Annotated in this window: 18 protein-coding genes; 12 read left to right on the top strand and 6 right to left on the bottom strand. The window is 50.9% G+C overall.

The features are described from left to right. Positions 1 to 12: 12 nt before the first annotated feature. Positions 13 to 843: a helix-turn-helix transcriptional regulator gene (locus K3T83_RS46930; protein ID WP_220210048.1), complete on the top strand. Its 831-nt coding sequence runs from the start codon at positions 13 to 15 to the stop codon at positions 841 to 843. Between the two features lie 214 nt (positions 844 to 1057). On the opposite strand, the gene K3T83_RS46925 is transcribed toward K3T83_RS46930, so the two are convergent. Then, positions 1058 to 1474: a DUF2255 family protein gene (locus K3T83_RS46925; RefSeq protein WP_220210047.1), complete on the bottom strand. Its 417-nt coding sequence runs from the start codon at positions 1472 to 1474 to the stop codon at positions 1058 to 1060. A 29-nt stretch (positions 1475 to 1503) separates the two neighbouring features. Further along, positions 1504 to 1899 (bottom strand): (R)-mandelonitrile lyase, encoded by a 396-nt coding sequence (locus tag K3T83_RS46920; protein ID WP_220210046.1) that lies wholly within the window; start codon positions 1897 to 1899, stop codon positions 1504 to 1506. 333 nt (positions 1900 to 2232) lie between these two features. Here K3T83_RS46920 and K3T83_RS46915 point away from each other — a divergent pair, with 333 nt between their 5' ends. Then, a complete protein-coding gene (locus K3T83_RS46915; RefSeq protein WP_220210045.1) occupies positions 2233 to 3093 on the top strand; it encodes an SDR family NAD(P)-dependent oxidoreductase in 861 nt (286 codons plus the stop codon). A gap of 28 nt (positions 3094 to 3121) precedes the next feature. Here the strand turns inward: K3T83_RS46915 and K3T83_RS46910 are convergent, their stop codons facing one another. Continuing rightward, entirely contained in the window at positions 3122 to 3892 is a 771-nt protein-coding gene (locus K3T83_RS46910) for a hydroxypyruvate isomerase family protein (protein WP_220210044.1), read from the bottom strand. A 295-nt stretch (positions 3893 to 4187) separates the two neighbouring features. Here K3T83_RS46910 and K3T83_RS46905 point away from each other — a divergent pair, with 295 nt between their 5' ends. From K3T83_RS46905 to K3T83_RS46895, 3 genes are all read left to right on the top strand, one after another. Then, entirely contained in the window at positions 4188 to 5603 is a 1416-nt protein-coding gene (locus K3T83_RS46905) for a cytochrome P450 (RefSeq protein ID WP_220210043.1), read from the top strand. A 326-nt stretch (positions 5604 to 5929) separates the two neighbouring features. After that, the gene (locus K3T83_RS46900; protein ID WP_220210042.1) at positions 5930 to 6718 is read left to right on the top strand and encodes a DUF4037 domain-containing protein; all 789 of its coding nucleotides are present in this window, start codon (positions 5930 to 5932) and stop codon (positions 6716 to 6718) included. 87 nt (positions 6719 to 6805) lie between these two features. Next, positions 6806 to 7498, top strand: coding sequence for a hypothetical protein (locus tag K3T83_RS46895; RefSeq protein WP_220210041.1), 693 nt, complete (start codon positions 6806 to 6808; stop codon positions 7496 to 7498). A 36-nt stretch (positions 7499 to 7534) separates the two neighbouring features. Here the strand turns inward: K3T83_RS46895 and K3T83_RS46890 are convergent, their stop codons facing one another. Further along, complete coding sequence (locus tag K3T83_RS46890) at positions 7535 to 8734, bottom strand: MFS transporter (protein ID WP_220210040.1); 1200 nt, start codon at positions 8732 to 8734, stop codon at positions 7535 to 7537. Between the two features lie 792 nt (positions 8735 to 9526). On the opposite strand from K3T83_RS46890, the gene K3T83_RS46885 reads away from it, so the two are divergent. From K3T83_RS46885 to K3T83_RS46875, 3 genes are all read left to right on the top strand, one after another. Further along, positions 9527 to 9949: a VOC family protein gene (locus K3T83_RS46885; RefSeq protein ID WP_220210039.1), complete on the top strand. Its 423-nt coding sequence runs from the start codon at positions 9527 to 9529 to the stop codon at positions 9947 to 9949. Between the two features lie 254 nt (positions 9950 to 10203). Beyond that, on the top strand, positions 10204 to 10752 hold the full coding sequence (locus tag K3T83_RS46880) for a Dps family protein (protein ID WP_220210038.1): 549 nt from the start codon (positions 10204 to 10206) through the stop codon (positions 10750 to 10752). Between the two features lie 231 nt (positions 10753 to 10983). Then, on the top strand, positions 10984 to 11484 hold the full coding sequence (locus K3T83_RS46875; protein WP_220210037.1) for a GNAT family N-acetyltransferase: 501 nt from the start codon (positions 10984 to 10986) through the stop codon (positions 11482 to 11484). A 99-nt stretch (positions 11485 to 11583) separates the two neighbouring features. Here the strand turns inward: K3T83_RS46875 and K3T83_RS46870 are convergent, their stop codons facing one another. Further along, positions 11584 to 12222, bottom strand: a complete 639-nt coding sequence (locus K3T83_RS46870) for a hypothetical protein (RefSeq protein ID WP_220210036.1) — start codon at positions 12220 to 12222, stop codon at positions 11584 to 11586. Positions 12223 to 12534: 312 nt separating this feature from the next. Here K3T83_RS46870 and K3T83_RS46865 point away from each other — a divergent pair, with 312 nt between their 5' ends. The 3 genes from K3T83_RS46865 to K3T83_RS46855 all read left to right on the top strand — a co-directional run bounded on the left by K3T83_RS46865 (position 12535) and on the right by K3T83_RS46855 (position 14234). Then, complete coding sequence (locus K3T83_RS46865) at positions 12535 to 13014, top strand: pyridoxamine 5'-phosphate oxidase family protein (protein ID WP_220210035.1); 480 nt, start codon at positions 12535 to 12537, stop codon at positions 13012 to 13014. Positions 13015 to 13269: 255 nt separating this feature from the next. After that, positions 13270 to 13584 (top strand): hypothetical protein, encoded by a 315-nt coding sequence (locus K3T83_RS46860; RefSeq protein ID WP_220210034.1) that lies wholly within the window; start codon positions 13270 to 13272, stop codon positions 13582 to 13584. A 284-nt stretch (positions 13585 to 13868) separates the two neighbouring features. Then, positions 13869 to 14234, top strand: coding sequence for a VOC family protein (locus K3T83_RS46855; RefSeq protein ID WP_220210033.1), 366 nt, complete (start codon positions 13869 to 13871; stop codon positions 14232 to 14234). Here K3T83_RS46855 and K3T83_RS46850 read toward each other — a convergent pair. Next, entirely contained in the window at positions 14218 to 14799 is a 582-nt protein-coding gene (locus K3T83_RS46850; RefSeq protein ID WP_268963580.1) for a hypothetical protein, read from the bottom strand. The two genes, K3T83_RS46855 and K3T83_RS46850, sit on opposite strands and share 17 nt — an antisense overlap. Before the next feature lie 377 nt (positions 14800 to 15176). Here K3T83_RS46850 and K3T83_RS46845 point away from each other — a divergent pair, with 377 nt between their 5' ends. Further along, positions 15177 to 15506: a hypothetical protein gene (locus K3T83_RS46845; protein WP_220210031.1), complete on the top strand. Its 330-nt coding sequence runs from the start codon at positions 15177 to 15179 to the stop codon at positions 15504 to 15506. The last annotated feature ends 6 nt before the right edge of the window (positions 15507 to 15512 follow it).

The raw sequence follows: 15512 nt of genomic DNA, 5'->3' as shown, positions 1-15512 counted from the left end.
GAGGGTTCATAGATGAACGAGGACGAACGACGACGGGCGCTTGCCGACTTTTTGCGGAAGCAACGAGCACTGCGCTCGCCTGCTGAGGTAGGATTGCCACCAGGTTTGCGCAGGCGAACACCGGGTCTGCGCCGGGAAGAGGTTGCCCAGCTCGCCAATATTGGCACGTCCTGGTATGTCTGGCTGGAACAGGGTCGCAACGTCCGTCCTTCGGTGCAGGTGTTAGAAAGCCTCGCTCAGGCGCTCAAGCTCACTCCCAACGAGCGTCGGCATCTGTTTCTGCTCGCCGGACACGCGCTTCCTCCTCACATGTCCCCTACAAAAGAGCGCGTCAGTCCGGTCCTCCAAGAAATACTTGATGATCTTAACCCAACCCCTGCGTATGTTATGGGACGCCGCTGGGACTATCTGGCCTGGAATCAGGCTGCCGAAGAGGTCTTGCAGATTCCCGCAGAGGGGTTGCCATACGAGCGAAATCTGATCTGGCGCTTCTTTACTGATCCAACGATGCGGGACCACTTCTCCAATTGGGAAGAGATGGCACATGGCATGGTCGCGGAGCTGCGTACCGCCAGCGCGAGCGCACCGAACGATGAAGGATTCGAGGAGCTGATCGCGGCCCTCAAGCAGAGCAACCCCGAATTCTGTCGGTGGTGGCAAGAACATCACGCTCCCCGCTCGCTCGATGGTGACAAAATCATGGAGCATCCAACGCTGGGCCACCTGGAGTTTCGGCACCTCACCTTGCAGGTCGTCAACGATGCTGATTTGAGAATCAGTATCTTCATGCCCGACGCGGCGACACGGGCAAAACTGCACCAGTTGCTCGAAGCGAATAACTAAAAACCCGCCAGTTGTAGTCAAGCGATTATGAGTTTTAACAACCGAGATCGGGAATGATGGGGCAGACCTCTCAGGGCGAGGACCAGCCATCGCCCCTGCCATATTCGGGTTCCTCCTCATTTCCGAGTTTCCGATGTTGGTTGTTACATTTCATTATCGGGGCCTCCCGCTTTTCCGCGATAAATCGCTTGACCACGACAGAGAGGTTAGCCTTTCAAGCCTGATGTCGCTCCATACTCGTCCTTGCAGCAGGCAATGGCTGTAGCTTCAGGGTTGTTGTGCGCGCTTGCGAGGTAATCATCGGGTCAACATAGGCCGCGCCATATCCGCGATACTTCGATTGATACGCAGCGTCTATCGCGTCATTGAGCGTCTCATCGGAGCTTGTGTCCACAAACGTCACATGTTTCTTCACGCCACCAGCTTCAATCTGTCCCTCATGTTGCTGTTGGGTATGACGGAACCAGGCACCTTCACGGCCCTTGTATGCTCGCACGTATAGATCATCCCCAACGCGAACGACCCACATCGTGACAGGCTTGCGCAGCGTGCCATCTTGCTTGATGGACGCAAGTTGTAGTTCATCTGCTGCTCCAATTCGTTCAAGATCATTGCGTGTCCAATCAGTCATTGCATTCTCCTTCGTATGGCTGCTAACGATCAGCCCTGATATTGTTCGTCGCTGACGTGTTCCAACCAATCAACGGCCTTGCCATCAAGCTGTTCCTGAATGGCGATGTGCGTCATGGCTGTAGTGGGCGCGGCTCCGTGCCAATGTTTCTCATCCGGCGAAAACCAGATCACGTCACCAGGACGAATATCCTCAATCGGACCGCCCCAGCGTTGGACTCGCCCGTAACCAGCTGTGACGATCAAGGTCTGACCCAGCGGATGGGTATGCCATGCGGTCCGCGCGCCCGGCTCGAATGTGACACTGGCACCAGCGGCGCGTGCTGGATCAGGTGCTGTGAAGAGAGGATCAATGCGGACCGTGCCGGTAAAATACTCGGCTGGCCCTTTGCCAGAAGGTTGTGAGCCACTTCTTTTGATGTCCATATTCTTAATCTCCTTCACGCTATCTGGGGTATGTTCTCTATCTGGGATAATTATAGACGCTCCTTTGCACAGGGAGATAGAATAATTAGCGAAAATGATTGTCTGATTCTGCAAGATTTGCTTGCAGATGGATGGAGGCCAGTGCTTCCCCTCCCCGATGAAACCTTCAAACTAATGTCAACAGACCTATGACGCTGGTCATAGCTGCCAGGGCCAGAAATAGGCCGCGCTTCGTGACCGATGGGACAGGCGTTATCCTGCCATGTCAGCTATACTCAACACAAGTTCTATGGAATAAAAGACAGAAGATACAAACAGAGAGGGATCATTACAATGAAAACATTTCAGGGAAAAGTCGCCGTCATCACGGGCGCAGCCAGCGGCATCGGTCGCGCCCTGGCCGAACGCTGTGCCCAGGAAGGCATGAAAGTTGTCCTGGCAGACATCGAAGAGCAGGCGCTCTTGCAAGCCAGCCAGGATCTCGCCGCTCAGGGCGCACAGACCCTTGCCATTCCTACAGACGTTTCACAGGCCGAAGAGGTTGAAACGCTCGCCCGGAAAGCTTTCGAAACCTACGCCGGAGTGCATCTGTTGTTCAACAATGCGGGTGTCGGGGCCGGGCAGACCGCATGGGAAAGCACACTGGCAGACTGGCAATGGGTGCTGGGCGTCAATCTCTGGGGAGTGATTCATGGCATCCGCTCCTTTGTTCCGCGAATGCTTGAGAGCCGGGCCGAGGGCTACATTGTCAATACCGCGTCAATGGCGGGTCTCACCTCCGGTCCGGGCCTGAGCGTGTACATGGCGAGTAAACACGCGGTAGTGAGCCTGACAGAAACGCTCTATCACGAACTGACCCTCAGCGGAGCCAGTATCGGGGTCTCAGTCCTGTGCCCTGGCTTCGTGAAAACCCACATTCAGGATGCGGAGCGCAATCGTCCGGCCCACCTCCAGAACGCTCCAGGTGAGCAGAAACAGCTGTCACAGGAAGAACAGGAAGAGGCACAGATCCTCAAACGCGCCATCCAGAAGGGGATATCCCCGAAGTATCAAGCCGAAATGGTCTTTGAGGCCATTCGCGAGGAACGGTTCTATATCTACCCGCCTGAATTCAAAAGAGGCATTCAGACCCGCATGGAAGATATCCTCCAACTGCGCAATCCTACCCTGCTCCTGCTAAAGAAAGAGCAGTAAAAGATCTGCCGGGGTTCTTGCTTCGCTTCTATCCCAACTGGATATTGCAGAGGTCAAACGCGTGCTTGAGTCCCGCAATCGGGTCGCCCTGTGGCACAAACTCCTGACCGAGATAGCCATCGTAGCCCGTTGCGAGTATCGTGCGAACGATGGGAGGATAGTTCAATTCCTGGGTCTCATCCAGTTCATGGCGTCCGGGATTGCCTGCCGTGTGATAGTGCGCAACAGAGGCATGGTGCTTTTGAATCGTGCGAATAATATCGCCTTCCATGATCTGCATATGATAAATATCGTACAGCAGTTTCACACGCGGCGAGTTGACCATCTGACAAACCTCAACACCCCATTCAGTATGGTCGCACTGATAATCCGGGTGATCGACTGCACTGTTGAGCAATTCCAGAACCAGCGTGACCCCGGCATCCTCTGCCATCTTCGCCACCAGTCGCAAGCCCTCCGCTGTGACCTCTGCTCCTGCTCGATCGTCGAGACCCTCACGGTTGCCGCTAAAGACGATCACGTTGGGGATGTTCCATTGCTCCGCCTCGGCAATCGTCGCTCGAAGCTGCTCTTCAATGCGCGAGTGATGCTCACGCCTGTTGAAGCCACGCTCAATGGAGAGGCCGCCGTTGGTTGAAGCAATGTTCAACCCGCAATCCTTCACCAGGGGCCACAACTCCCGCTCGATCAGTTCCACACCTTGATAGCCGATATCGGCGGCAGCCCGCAACAACTGTTGGGGAGGGTACTGTCCCCGAGCAAAACTCCACCAGGCAAACGATTGTTTCAGCGCAGTCATCTTATTGTCTCTCCTCTCTGATTATCCAAAAAGTATACCCCTGAAACTTTCCATCTGTAAAGGCCAGAATAGCCATATTTACCCTCATAGATTTCCCCTAAGAATCCCTTGACAATTTTCTTTTTCTCCATTAAGATAAATATATCTCAATAACTAAGTTAATTTCTTTGGTTTTCATTTAACAGGTGAATAAATTCAAGCAGATCAGCAGAAGGTCTTGTCTGCAAATCCGGGCGCATTTCACTGAATTTGATATTACTGGATAAAACAGCACAAAAAATATGGAGAAAGTCTCATGACAACAAAAACTGTTTCATCGCGCACTATTCCCGGTCCAGCTGCCTTGCCGCTTCTTGGCGGGTGGACAAATATGCTCAAACTTTTCCGCTATCCATGTACATACTCGCGCTGGCTGCACGACACATACGGTGATGTCGTGGCAATGGCCAATGGCGATCCCTCCTATGTCTTTGCCTTTGGACCTGCGCTCAACTTCCATCTGCTCTCCCAACCCGCGATCTTCGAGGCCGGGAAAGGGACGATCTTGAAAATGCCAAAAGACACAGCCTGGGGACGCCTCCAATTCTATAACTTGCTCAATATGAATGGAGAGCATCACAAACAGCAGCGTCATTTGATGCAACCAGCCTTCCATAAACGGCAGATCGGGCTGTATCACAACGACATGGTGGCACTCACAGGACGGATGCTTGAACGCTGGCAGTCTCTCTCCCAGATCGATCTGCACTTTGAAATGAAGAAGTTGACGCAGCGTATCACGGTCAAGACCCTCTTCGGGCTGGACGATGAGCAAGAGATAGATCGTATCGGAACGCTCCTCCAGCAATTAATCGCTTCACAGGCGTATCTGCTGTATACGCCGCCCATCGACATACCAGGATTACCCTATCATCGCATGCTCAGACTTGCTGAACAGTTGGAGAGCTTTGTGCGCACCCTGATTGCACGCAAGCGCGAAGATACTACAAGTACCGATGTGCTGGCCGCGCTGGTGCATGCGCATGATGAAGATGGCACAAAGCTTACTGATGACGAACTGATTGGTCATGCGTTCATATTATATGTTGCCGGACACGTGACTACGTCCAACGCGTTAACATGGGCCACCTTCTTGCTTCACCAGCATCCCCACATCCATGCAGATCTGTTAGCAGAGCTTGATGGCAGGCTGCATGGCGATGCCCCGGACCTCCAATCGCTTCATCAACTCTCCCTGCTCGACGGCGTCGTCAAGGAGAGCCTGCGCCTGTTGCCACCAACACCTACCAGCATGCGCACCGCAGCAGCTCCCTGTGAGGTTGGCGGCTTCGAGCTGCCCAAAGGAGCAACGATCTTCTACAGCCCGTTCGTAACCCACCGCTTGCCGGAGCTATATGAAGACCCTGATCGCTTCAAGCCGGAACGCTGGACAACGCTCAACCGAACAGCGTACGAATACCTACCGTTCGCCGCCGGGCCACACAGATGTATTGGAGCGGAGTTCGCGCAACAGGAAATGAAAGTGGTGCTGGCAATGCTGCTCCAGCGTTACCGGCTTGCGGTCGTCCCAAATGCCAGAATCGAGCCGAAGGGCAGCAACCTGGACCCGGCGTATGGTATGCCCATGCGCATCATCCCCCAGGACAGACAATTCGAATGCATCCCGGTACGTGGACACATCCATCGTCTGGTGGAATGTCCTGGCATGTGAGCATCATCAGAGAGCACATCAGTTGAGGGCTTCCGCTGCCTTCAGAAACGTGTATTGTTTCTGGATCTGTTCGAGTCCTCGCCTGATGATTGCTCTCATCTCTTCACTCAGTCCCTCCAACATCTGAGCCTCAAGCGCACGCGTGAAAGCTGACACCTATTGAGCGATGTGCTCTCCAGTTGGCGTGAGGACGACCAGGGTAAAGCGATTATCCGCCACATTACATCTACAGTTTCAGATTGAGATATGCTAGACTTTAAAAAGCTATTCCTGTTTTGTTCCTGCCAATGTTTTATCGATGTTGATGCACAAGAAAGGTCTGTTTCATGTATTTGCAAGCCCATCATCTGAAAGTGGTTGAACGTCTGAAAGGGCTTTTTCAGGATGATCCACGCTATCTGGCTATGCTTGTGGGCGGCTCGCTCGCGAAAGGATGGGGGAGTGAGAACTCCGATGTAGATATTATACTGGTCGTGACCGAGGAAGAGTACGTCAGACGTGTCGCAAGCGATGATCTGGGATACATTAATACCGAAATCTGCGACTATCCCGGGGGATATGTTGATGGCAAAATCATTAACGAAGCCTTTCTCCATGACGTAGCCCAGCGGGGGAGCGAGCCAGCCCGGGCCGCATTCATCAATATCCAGATTGCTTTTTCTCATCTGCCACATCTGGATGACCTCCTCAAGCAAATACCTGTTTACCAGGAAGCAGAGCGCGAACAAAAGATGCGCGCCTTCTACGGCCAGATTCAGGCCCATCGCTGGTTCATCAGCGAGGCCGCAAAAAGGCAGTCAGTCTATTTGATGACGCATGCAAGCAGTGAGATGGTCTTTTACTCTGCCCGTCTGCTCCTGGCCTACAATCGCATCCTGTATCCCTTTCATAAGTGGCTGATGCACTCCATCGAGGACGCGCCGGAGAAGCCTGCCGACTTCCTCTCTCTGGCGGAGGCGTTACTGCGCGAAGGAACGGTTGCTAACGCCGAGGCGCTCTGGAATTGCATCAATACCTTCCGCGACTGGCAGATCACCGATTCGTGGGGCGTCCGCTTCATGCAGGATACCGAATGGACCTGGCGCAGGGGACAGCCCCCGTTAGCGGATTGGTAAACCCCAGGCAACATTATTCAAGAGTGTCCGTCATCTTTTTGCATCAGGCTTGAGGCGGCAGGAAGAAGCGAAAAGGAGCAGAAAAATATGTTGGGTCTCATTAATATACTTTGTACCTATCCCGTTTTGAATGTTCTCATACTTCTCTACCACTATGTTCATGATTTTGGGGTTACTATACTACTTTTTACATTTTCCAGCGTGCTAATCTCTTCTTTACTGGAGAATCTCGAAAACATTATCAATCGTCGCTCAGTGGATCAATCGAGTTCAGGCGTCAAGAGTCGAGGTGCACACTTCTTTATAGGACTCGCCCATGCTCTCTACCTGCTCCGCTCGATTCTGGCGATATACCTGGGTTGCGGCCTCTGGTCTGCACTGTCTCTCCTGAACGGTATGACACTGAGCGCACTCAATGATGCGCTCTACTCTTTCGTTCCCCGTTTTTCGACCTTTCCCGATCTCTATCTCAGGTGGTTTACCATCTTGCAACCCGGGTGGTTTTTCTCGCTGGTTCAGTCTCTCACCATTTCCCCCTGGCTTATCTTTGTGTTGATACTGGTCCTATTACTCATAGGGGGGTACATGCTCGCTCGAATCTCGTTCACAGCGGGCTGCCTGACCCTGGTAGTAGAAGGTGCCTTCGTTGTCTCTCTCGCCACCTGGGGAATTCCACTTGGATTGATCCTTTTTTTGACCATTATAGGGATTGCAATAAGTCCTATACTTCTATTGGCCCAGTGGTATTTGTCTAACAAAAAAGTATCAGGCATTTCTTGATATCTCTCTCGTGGTTATGTTACCCTAACGAGCTTGCTAGCTTTCCTTATCCCCCTCCCGCATAGAGGTACTTGCCTCTGGAACACAAAGCGCCGCAAGGACACACAGAACCACCACTGGAGCCAACGCAAGACGCACTCCGACCCGATCCGCGAGAAAACCAATCATGGAGGGTCCGGCTATCATACCAACATATCCCCATGTTGTGACGGTAGCCAGGGCAGAACTCCTCTCCCATTTGGCAAGACGCCCTGCCGCGCTCAACACGAGAGGAAATGGAACCGAAAGGCCCATTCCAACCAGACCCAGACCAAAAAGCACCGCAGGCATCCAGGCACACAGCAGAGCGAGAGCAAGTCCAATTGCCGCAAGCGAACAAGCGGTACACATAAGGATAGTCGCACCAAAGCGCGTTGCCAGAGCATCACCAACACTACGACCAAGAGCCATACAGACTAAAAACGTCGTGAAGCCCGCTGCTGCTAACCCTGCACTGGTATGCAGAGTTCCTGAAAGATAGACAGCGCTCCAATCAAACATCGCTCCAATGCTGAGCAAAGAGCAGAAGGCAATCACTCCCAACCCCATGAGCGTTGGGGAAATGTGAAAAGAACGAGCAACCTTCGCAGGCTGCTTTTGCCCTATCTGTTCCTGTTTTGCAGAGAAAAGGAAACGCGAACTCCACACAATAGCCGCACACCCAACGGCGGTAACGGCGAAAAAATGAGGCTCAGGTTGCACATCCAAAACGGCCAGCAGACTGCCAAGTGCTGCACCGGCTAAACTTCCTATACTAAAGTACGCATGAAACGAATTCATAATGGATCGACCATATTCACGCTCGATAGCAGTTCCCTGGAGACTCATGGTCACATCCATAGCACCACCACCAGCTCCAAAAAGAACCAGGGCCAGGAAAAAGAGGGGCAGGGTTGGCGCAAGCGCAATCAAAGGAAGTGTGATACACATATCAAGCGCAGCAAGAGTCAATATCATCTTGCTCCCAAAGCGGGAAGAAACACGACCAGCTATATTCATAGCCAGCAGCCCTCCACAAGTACATCCAAGCAAAGCCAGTCCTAATTGGCCTGGGGGCAAGACCAGCTTCATTTGCACAGCAGGAAGGCGCGTTGAAAAGGTAGCACTCATCACACCATTCACAAAAAAGAAGATGTTCACAGCCATTCGAGCCAGACGTAAACGCCGTCTTTCTTCTCGTTGAACATTTACTATCATAGAAACCTTCACTTCCAGGGGAGAACCGCATCCAAAGAAGCAATAGAGCAGGATAATTTGGATAAGCGGATTCCATCAGAGGGTCATTGAGTCATCATGGGTGCATACTCGCATGCAGAGGGAAAAATAGCGAAAAGGAGAGGTGAAACGGACGGCACCATCCCCCTCGCAGATCACCAAAGGCCCGCGAGCTGCCCGGCAACCATACCGCGAAGATGAAAGGAGAGGAAGGAAGCTATGAAAAACGCCCTATCTTCATATTCAGATAGGTAAATAGCCTGTATTCCCCCGCATAAGCACGGCGTGATCGCTTATGCGGGAAATTTGGTTGCGTTAACGAGAGTCCCAACACTGTTCAACATACTACATGCTTTCCTGATAGAAAGGTTATCGATTGATCTTTATTGTCAAAAGTATATCATACAAGATGCGCTTTCGATACCACGTTCTCTGGGAGACAGGGCTTTCCAGTTCTCCGCTCAAAGGGGTGCAGGGGTCTCCCTGCCGGGGCCTGGGGCGTCCCCAGTTTCCTTCCCTCCTTCGCGCGCCGCCTGCGGCGGCGCGCAAAAGAGAAGAAAAAAGGTTTTTGCGGGGACACCCCGCACCCCGGCAAAGGGCTGCCGCCCTCTGCACTCCCGCTAGATGGGAGAATTGGAAAGCCCTGTCTGGGAGAGGAGATCATTACATAGAATTCCTTCAAATAGGACCGATCCTCGCCATATTTGGCCTTATACTGTTCTCAGAAGAAAGTTATGGACCAAACACAAAGAGAAAGAAGGGACGATCACTGCTATGAAACCAAGAATTACGATAATTACATTAGGCGTCGATGATCTGGAAAGATCGCTGGCCTTCTACCGTGATGGTCTTGGCCTCTCTACTGAAGGCATAGTTGGGAAAGAGTTTGAGCATGGAGCCGTTGCCTTTTTTGATTTGCAATCTGACTTGAAGCTTGCCATCTGGCCTCGCAATGACCTCGCCCATGATGCGACCATTGCAAAAACAGCTCCCAGTCCTACCGAGTTCACACTCGGGCATAATGTGAGCAGTAAAGAAGAGGTTGATCTGGTGATGGAACAGGCGAGAAAGGCTGGAGCAAAGATCATCAAACCCGCTCAGGACACCTTTTGGGGTGGCTATTCTGGCTACTTTCAAGATCCCGACGCTCATCTCTGGGAAATCCTCTGGAATCCCCAACTGTTACCCGAAGAATGAATTTCCACAACCTAAATCGGGAATCCCCTGTTGTAGTCGAGCGATTTATCGCGGGGCCGCACGACAAGCTCCCCCGCGATAAATCGCTCGACTACAACAGCTTGTGGACTGTCACCACCTGGTGGTAATCAGCGTGTACTTAATTGGATGCTCAGAAGTTACTGGCTGGTGGTCAGTGGCAAAGAAACCGACGCATTTCTTCAGGGAAGACCGGATGTTGATACGTAGAGACATACTATATAGGAGGAATAGAGATGACAACCAAAGAAGCACATAGAACAGCACAGGTGAAGACCTTTCCGGCCCCACCAAAGCTCACAACCCCAACAGACCTGAAACCAGAGGAAGTCAAAGCGGTGACAGAGGCCGTCAATCCTCTGGTTGCAGATGCGTTCGCGATGTATATCAAGAGTAAAAATTATCACTGGCACCTCTCAGGTTCCCATTTCCGCGACTATCATAAGCTGCTCGATCAGCACGCCACCATATACTTAGAGTCTATCGACATCATGGCTGAGCGTTTACGCCGCATTGGTGGCACCACCATTCGGAGCGTGAGCCATGTCAACCAGTTGCAAACTGTTGGCGATGATAATAGCGAGTTTGTGCCACCTGCCGATATGGTGCGCAATTTGATCGCTGATGATAATCATATCGCGCAAAAGATACGACAGGTGATTGAGGTCTGTGAGAATAATCACGACGTTGCCACCAGCAATCGGCTTGAGGAGATCCTCGATAACGTCGAACGCTATAAATGGTTCCTGTTCGAGGTCTCACAAGGTGCGGACAACACACAATAGCAGATACATGGCAGCTCCTTTCCTGAGCGATGCCAACCAGAATCAAAACGGCGAAGCATGAGATGCATGTCTTCGCCGTTTTGACCCCACCTAAAAACACATCATGCCCTCTCATCTCCCCTGAATCATAAGCAAAATATACCTGGGAAAATGGCTTTCTATCTGGCATACTTGCATTGAAAATTGAGAATTCATTTCTCTATAACAGATACATACAGGCAAAAGAGGATCATGATGCATTTACATATTCGGCCTTTCTCTCCCGATGATCTGGAAGACGTAGTGCAATTATCATTGTTAGCGTGGACTCCCGTGTATCGCTCATTTGAGCAAGTGCTGGGAACTAAAATCTATTCCCTGCTGTTTCCAGACGGGGAACAAGCCCAGAGAAGCGTCGTTGAAAAGATATGTCTGGAGCATGAGAAGACCCTTGTTTGGGTGGCAGAATGCGATGAAGTGATTACTGGATTTATAGCCTGCACCTTAAATAGCCAGGAAAATGGACAGGACAATACAGGAGAAGTGGAATTGCTTGCGGTACATCCTGAATATCAAAACCAGGGTATAGGAACAGAGTTGAACCATTTTGCGCTCGAAAAGATGAAAGAAAGCGGCATCAAGCTTGCTGTCGTGGCGACAGGTGGAGATCCTGGTCATGCACCCGCCAGAAGAACCTATGAAAAGGCCGGCTATACTGCTTTACCAAACGTTCGGTATTATCAAGCTTTGTAGACGGGAGCATATTTCAAAAGGAAAATATATCTTTCGATATAGCAGAGCGAACAGCAAATTTTTCGCATAGCGGGCGAGTATCTCTCGCCCGCCAGCACTTTATTCTGCTATATTGTGAGGGTGCGCCATCGGGGATGATACAGCCTGGGGGCCGGTGAACTGGCCTCGAAGCAAGGTCCATCCCAGAAAGAGCAGCGGAATGAGCAACAGAATATCTGCTACATGAGCGATCAATTCGATACGCGGAATCCTGCTGACGGGAAAGGCAAGCGCACCCAGGCACAGCAGAGTTCCGATCCACCAGGGAACCATTTTTTTCCACATCAGCATGAGACTCAGGATCAGCAGGCTGAGTACAAAGAGATAGCCAGGCCAGAAAAGAGTGAGATTATAATTCCACTCAAAGGCTGAAAATGCCTGTAGCTCTGTTTGATGGGCGATATGGAAAGTAACAGCGTAGATGTCTCGAAACCCAAAGAGTGCGCCACCCACACAGCCATAGAAGGCGGGTAGCTGCCCCCAGGTCGCATACAAGGGCATCTTCTCGCGCAAAAGATCAAACAGGCCAATGAACGCTGGTATCCAGAATACCGTAGAGAGAACGACCAGCGTTCCTCCTGTAATGCCAATGCTATATTGTCCATTCCCTTCCCAGAAGAAGGTCGAAATGGCTTGCAAGAGAGGCGCAATGATCATGGACAGGCCCCAGAATAGCAGAGAGGAAGATCTTTTCATCATTTTAAAAACTCCTTTTTTACACTTTTATCTTTTTTTTGCCTGATTATTTCTTCTTCCTCATCAGTTTACGTAAAGATACCTTTGGATACTATCACCCCGGAAGGTGATTATCAGGGGTGATAATGGTTGGTTGCGAAGCGTTGGGGGATTAGGAGAACCAGGTTTCGTTGTGAAGCAAGCGTCGGGAAATACTCATAATCAGCAAGCAAGTAAAAAGACACGCGAATAGAGTTGTTTTTCTCTCTTAAACATGCTATGCTTGTGTTCTCTTCTTCATAGTGTAGATTTGTGTAGAGATGAAAGGGGAAGCTTATGAAAGTCACCCACTTTTCTGAAATCGAAGCTGAATTTCTCCAACGTGTGCATACGATGGTTTTGTGCAGTGCAGCGACCATAGACGGCAAGCTTCGCCCGCGCTCTCGCGTCCTGCATCCGATCTGGGAAGGGGCAACCGGCTGGATTGCGACCCATCCCCATTCGCACAAGGCCCGACATCTGGCACGCAATCCATACATTTCCTTAGCCTATATCACCAATGTCCACCAACCCGTTTACGTCGATGGCCGGATTGAATGGGTTGATAATCTCGAAGAGAAACAGCGTATCTGGGATCTCTTCAAAAATACTCCACCTCCGCTCGGCTTCGATCCAGCGCAGGACTACATCAGCCCGGATCATCCCTATTTTGGGGTGCTAAAAGTAACTCCCTGGCGCATTGATCTCGTGAGTTTCCCGGCTGAATCCTTTGAAAAAGGCACGTTGGTCTGGCACAATCACGCTATCAACAGTTGAGGCGCCAGAGAAAAAGGGGCAACGTTAGCACATCGGAATTGTAGACAGGAAGATGTGCTAACGTTGCCCCTTTTTGCCACACACGACAACGAGGTCAGATTCGCTTCCCTCTCTCGTAGCTTCTTCATCATCTAACATGGCATTAAATTTCGCTTAACGATTGTAATGTATACTAGTTAGAGCATGGATATCTTCTTTGTCATTGACCTATTGATGACTACGTGAAGAAATTTGAAACATGCAAGAGGGTGTACAATGCAACACGATATTTATGAGGGGAAAGTTATCACTCAACAAGAAGACGAAAGAGCTGCTCAGTGTGCAGCAGCTCAAGCAGCAATTGATCTAGCAGAGAAAGCTGTGATCGAAGCACACGTATCTTCAAAAACCAATCCACTTGCTCCTACGCACATGCACCTCCAATGTCCGCACTGGTACGTACGTGTCGCCATGCATCATAAGAGCGGAGGTTCGGAGACGCATGCTTTATATCGCGTCTGGTCCTCTGAGGGAGCATGGAAAGCGACACATGTCGGACAAATTCTCCCGAAAAGGGAACGCTACCACTGAGTTCTCCCCACGCTTTGGGAACCAGTGAGGGGTTGAGACGCCAGAGGCAAAGGTGAAAGCTGTTGACCAGTAGGTATTGGTGTGCTATGATGGCATCGTCAAAAAGGCTGGACCGGTAGGTAGCCCGGTCGCCCTCAACACACTGAGGGTAACTGTCCGGCACACCAATGCTCGGACCCACGACAACAGCAGATGAAGTGCATCTGTTGACTTGCCGAGGTTCGATGCATGTAAAGCTGGCGCTTTGCCCTATGACATCGGACCTCCAATCTCAGGAGGATCTTATGCAACTCAATCACCTCAATCTCTGTGTACACGACCTCACCGAAGCATGCACCTTTTTCCAGAACCACTTCGACTTCCAATTTCTGGAGCAAAGAAAGGATGCTGTCGCAGTCATGAGCGATGGGCATGGCTTCACGCTTGTTCTGAGTAACCCTCGCGCATTTAAACGTGAGCTAATGCCGTATCCAGAAGATTTTCACGTTGGATTTCTCCAGAAAACCACCGACCAGGTAGATAAGATGTACCATCGTCTGCTAGAAGCAGGGATTCAGCTTTCTCAAAAACCGAGGAACATGAGAGGAAGCTACGGCTTCTACTTTACGGCCCTCAACGATATTCTCTTTGAGATCAGCTGCCCACTGTAGCTGATTTCTGATAAGGAAGAACCCAGGCTGCAATCCCCTCGTCGCTATAGCCGAGGTACGTGATGGCGTGATTTTTCTCAACAATGCTGGTGCTATACAAGTGATCTACGTTCCTCCCATGAAACAGGCGATAGAAGGGAATAAGGTTGGGAGCCTCGTAAGCAGAAACATAGCCAGCGACACCTTCATCGCTATAGCCGAGGTACATGATGGCACGATTTTTCTCGGCAGCACTAGTAGTATACAAATGGTCCCTGGCTTCAGAGTTATGCAGGCGGTACAAGGGGACAAGCTCGGCATCAACAGTGGGCCAGATACAAGCTGCAATCTCCTCATCGCTGTAGCCCAGGTACGTAATAGCATGATTTCTCTCAGCAACGCTAGTAATATACAAATGGTCCCTGGCTTCAGGACTATGCAAGCGGTACAAGGGAATAGGGGAAGAGGTGCTAGATCGAGAGCTCGCGGCATGAGGAGTATCTCTTTTGGAACCATGGGCCGCACTGTTTGCGGCCCACACAACGACCCCCAAAAGCTTCAGGGATCTCTTGAGGTTTCTCAACATCGTTATTCTCTATTTCTTTTATCAGACGGAGACATCTCCCAGTAGTATTGTTCACAGGTATTTCCACGTAGGCCAACTACTGGGAGAAAAAAGCATGTCTCCTGGACAGTTGTGCTCTTTTCGGCTTTCTCCTTCTAGTATAGCTTTTTGGTAAGAATCATACGCTGGAGGCGCACCACCCAGAATGAAAGTCATTCATTCGGGACTTTCAGAAGAAATGCCCTCCGACATAAGCACTGGGACAAAGGTTCCTGGAAAAACTGCCCCTCATCGGGTATACTGTTTCTCAAACTTGTAAATAGCATTCCTCATCGAGAGCTTGGCAAACCGTTGGAATGCGGAAGACAGATGCACTGTCGCATAGGGCAAGGTTGCTCATGGTCACGCCGGAAGTACAAGGGATTGATCTCTTCAAAATAACGAACCGCTCCATTTCTGGATGGATTCCGAACCTCAAAATGGGTGCTGCTGTCAGACAACTGTTCTGTAGCCAGCTTGAAGAACGCTTACTGCTTTGGCTTGAGTATCATCCTCTGGTTGTAAACTACGCGCGTGGCGACATTGACCCAGAGTTTGCCACGAAGTACCGATTGCCGATCCCACAACACGCCTCATTCGCGATTGGCTACACGTTTGAGAGCAAACCTCATCACTACTTGCCCGATGTGGTAGACACTTTAGCAAACGGAACACTATTCATCTGTTGAGGAAGA

The sequence above is a fragment of the Reticulibacter mediterranei genome (genome assembly GCF_016587455.1).
This window is presented reverse-complemented; position numbering and strand designations above follow the sequence as displayed.

Bases quoted from the DNA above. Each gene is read 5' to 3' on its own strand.
- K3T83_RS46930 (WP_220210048.1), top strand. From the start codon at position 13: ATGAACGAGGACGAACGACGACGGGCGCTTGCCGACTTTTTGCGGAAG.
- K3T83_RS46925 (WP_220210047.1), bottom strand. From the start codon at position 1,474: ATGACTGATTGGACACGCAATGATCTTGAACGAATTGGAGCAGCAGAT.
- K3T83_RS46920 (WP_220210046.1), bottom strand. From the start codon at position 1,899: ATGGACATCAAAAGAAGTGGCTCACAACCTTCTGGCAAAGGGCCAGCC.
- K3T83_RS46915 (WP_220210045.1), top strand. From the start codon at position 2,233: ATGAAAACATTTCAGGGAAAAGTCGCCGTCATCACGGGCGCAGCCAGC.
- K3T83_RS46910 (WP_220210044.1), bottom strand. From the start codon at position 3,892: ATGACTGCGCTGAAACAATCGTTTGCCTGGTGGAGTTTTGCTCGGGGA.
- K3T83_RS46905 (WP_220210043.1), top strand. From the start codon at position 4,188: ATGACAACAAAAACTGTTTCATCGCGCACTATTCCCGGTCCAGCTGCC.
- K3T83_RS46900 (WP_220210042.1), top strand. From the start codon at position 5,930: ATGTATTTGCAAGCCCATCATCTGAAAGTGGTTGAACGTCTGAAAGGG.
- K3T83_RS46895 (WP_220210041.1), top strand. From the start codon at position 6,806: ATGTTGGGTCTCATTAATATACTTTGTACCTATCCCGTTTTGAATGTT.
- K3T83_RS46890 (WP_220210040.1), bottom strand. From the start codon at position 8,734: ATGATAGTAAATGTTCAACGAGAAGAAAGACGGCGTTTACGTCTGGCT.
- K3T83_RS46885 (WP_220210039.1), top strand. From the start codon at position 9,527: ATGAAACCAAGAATTACGATAATTACATTAGGCGTCGATGATCTGGAA.
- K3T83_RS46880 (WP_220210038.1), top strand. From the start codon at position 10,204: ATGACAACCAAAGAAGCACATAGAACAGCACAGGTGAAGACCTTTCCG.
- K3T83_RS46875 (WP_220210037.1), top strand. From the start codon at position 10,984: ATGATGCATTTACATATTCGGCCTTTCTCTCCCGATGATCTGGAAGAC.
- K3T83_RS46870 (WP_220210036.1), bottom strand. From the start codon at position 12,222: ATGATGAAAAGATCTTCCTCTCTGCTATTCTGGGGCCTGTCCATGATC.
- K3T83_RS46865 (WP_220210035.1), top strand. From the start codon at position 12,535: ATGAAAGTCACCCACTTTTCTGAAATCGAAGCTGAATTTCTCCAACGT.
- K3T83_RS46860 (WP_220210034.1), top strand. From the start codon at position 13,270: ATGCAACACGATATTTATGAGGGGAAAGTTATCACTCAACAAGAAGAC.
- K3T83_RS46855 (WP_220210033.1), top strand. From the start codon at position 13,869: ATGCAACTCAATCACCTCAATCTCTGTGTACACGACCTCACCGAAGCA.
- K3T83_RS46850 (WP_268963580.1), bottom strand. From the start codon at position 14,799: ATGTTGAGAAACCTCAAGAGATCCCTGAAGCTTTTGGGGGTCGTTGTG.
- K3T83_RS46845 (WP_220210031.1), top strand. From the start codon at position 15,177: ATGGTCACGCCGGAAGTACAAGGGATTGATCTCTTCAAAATAACGAAC.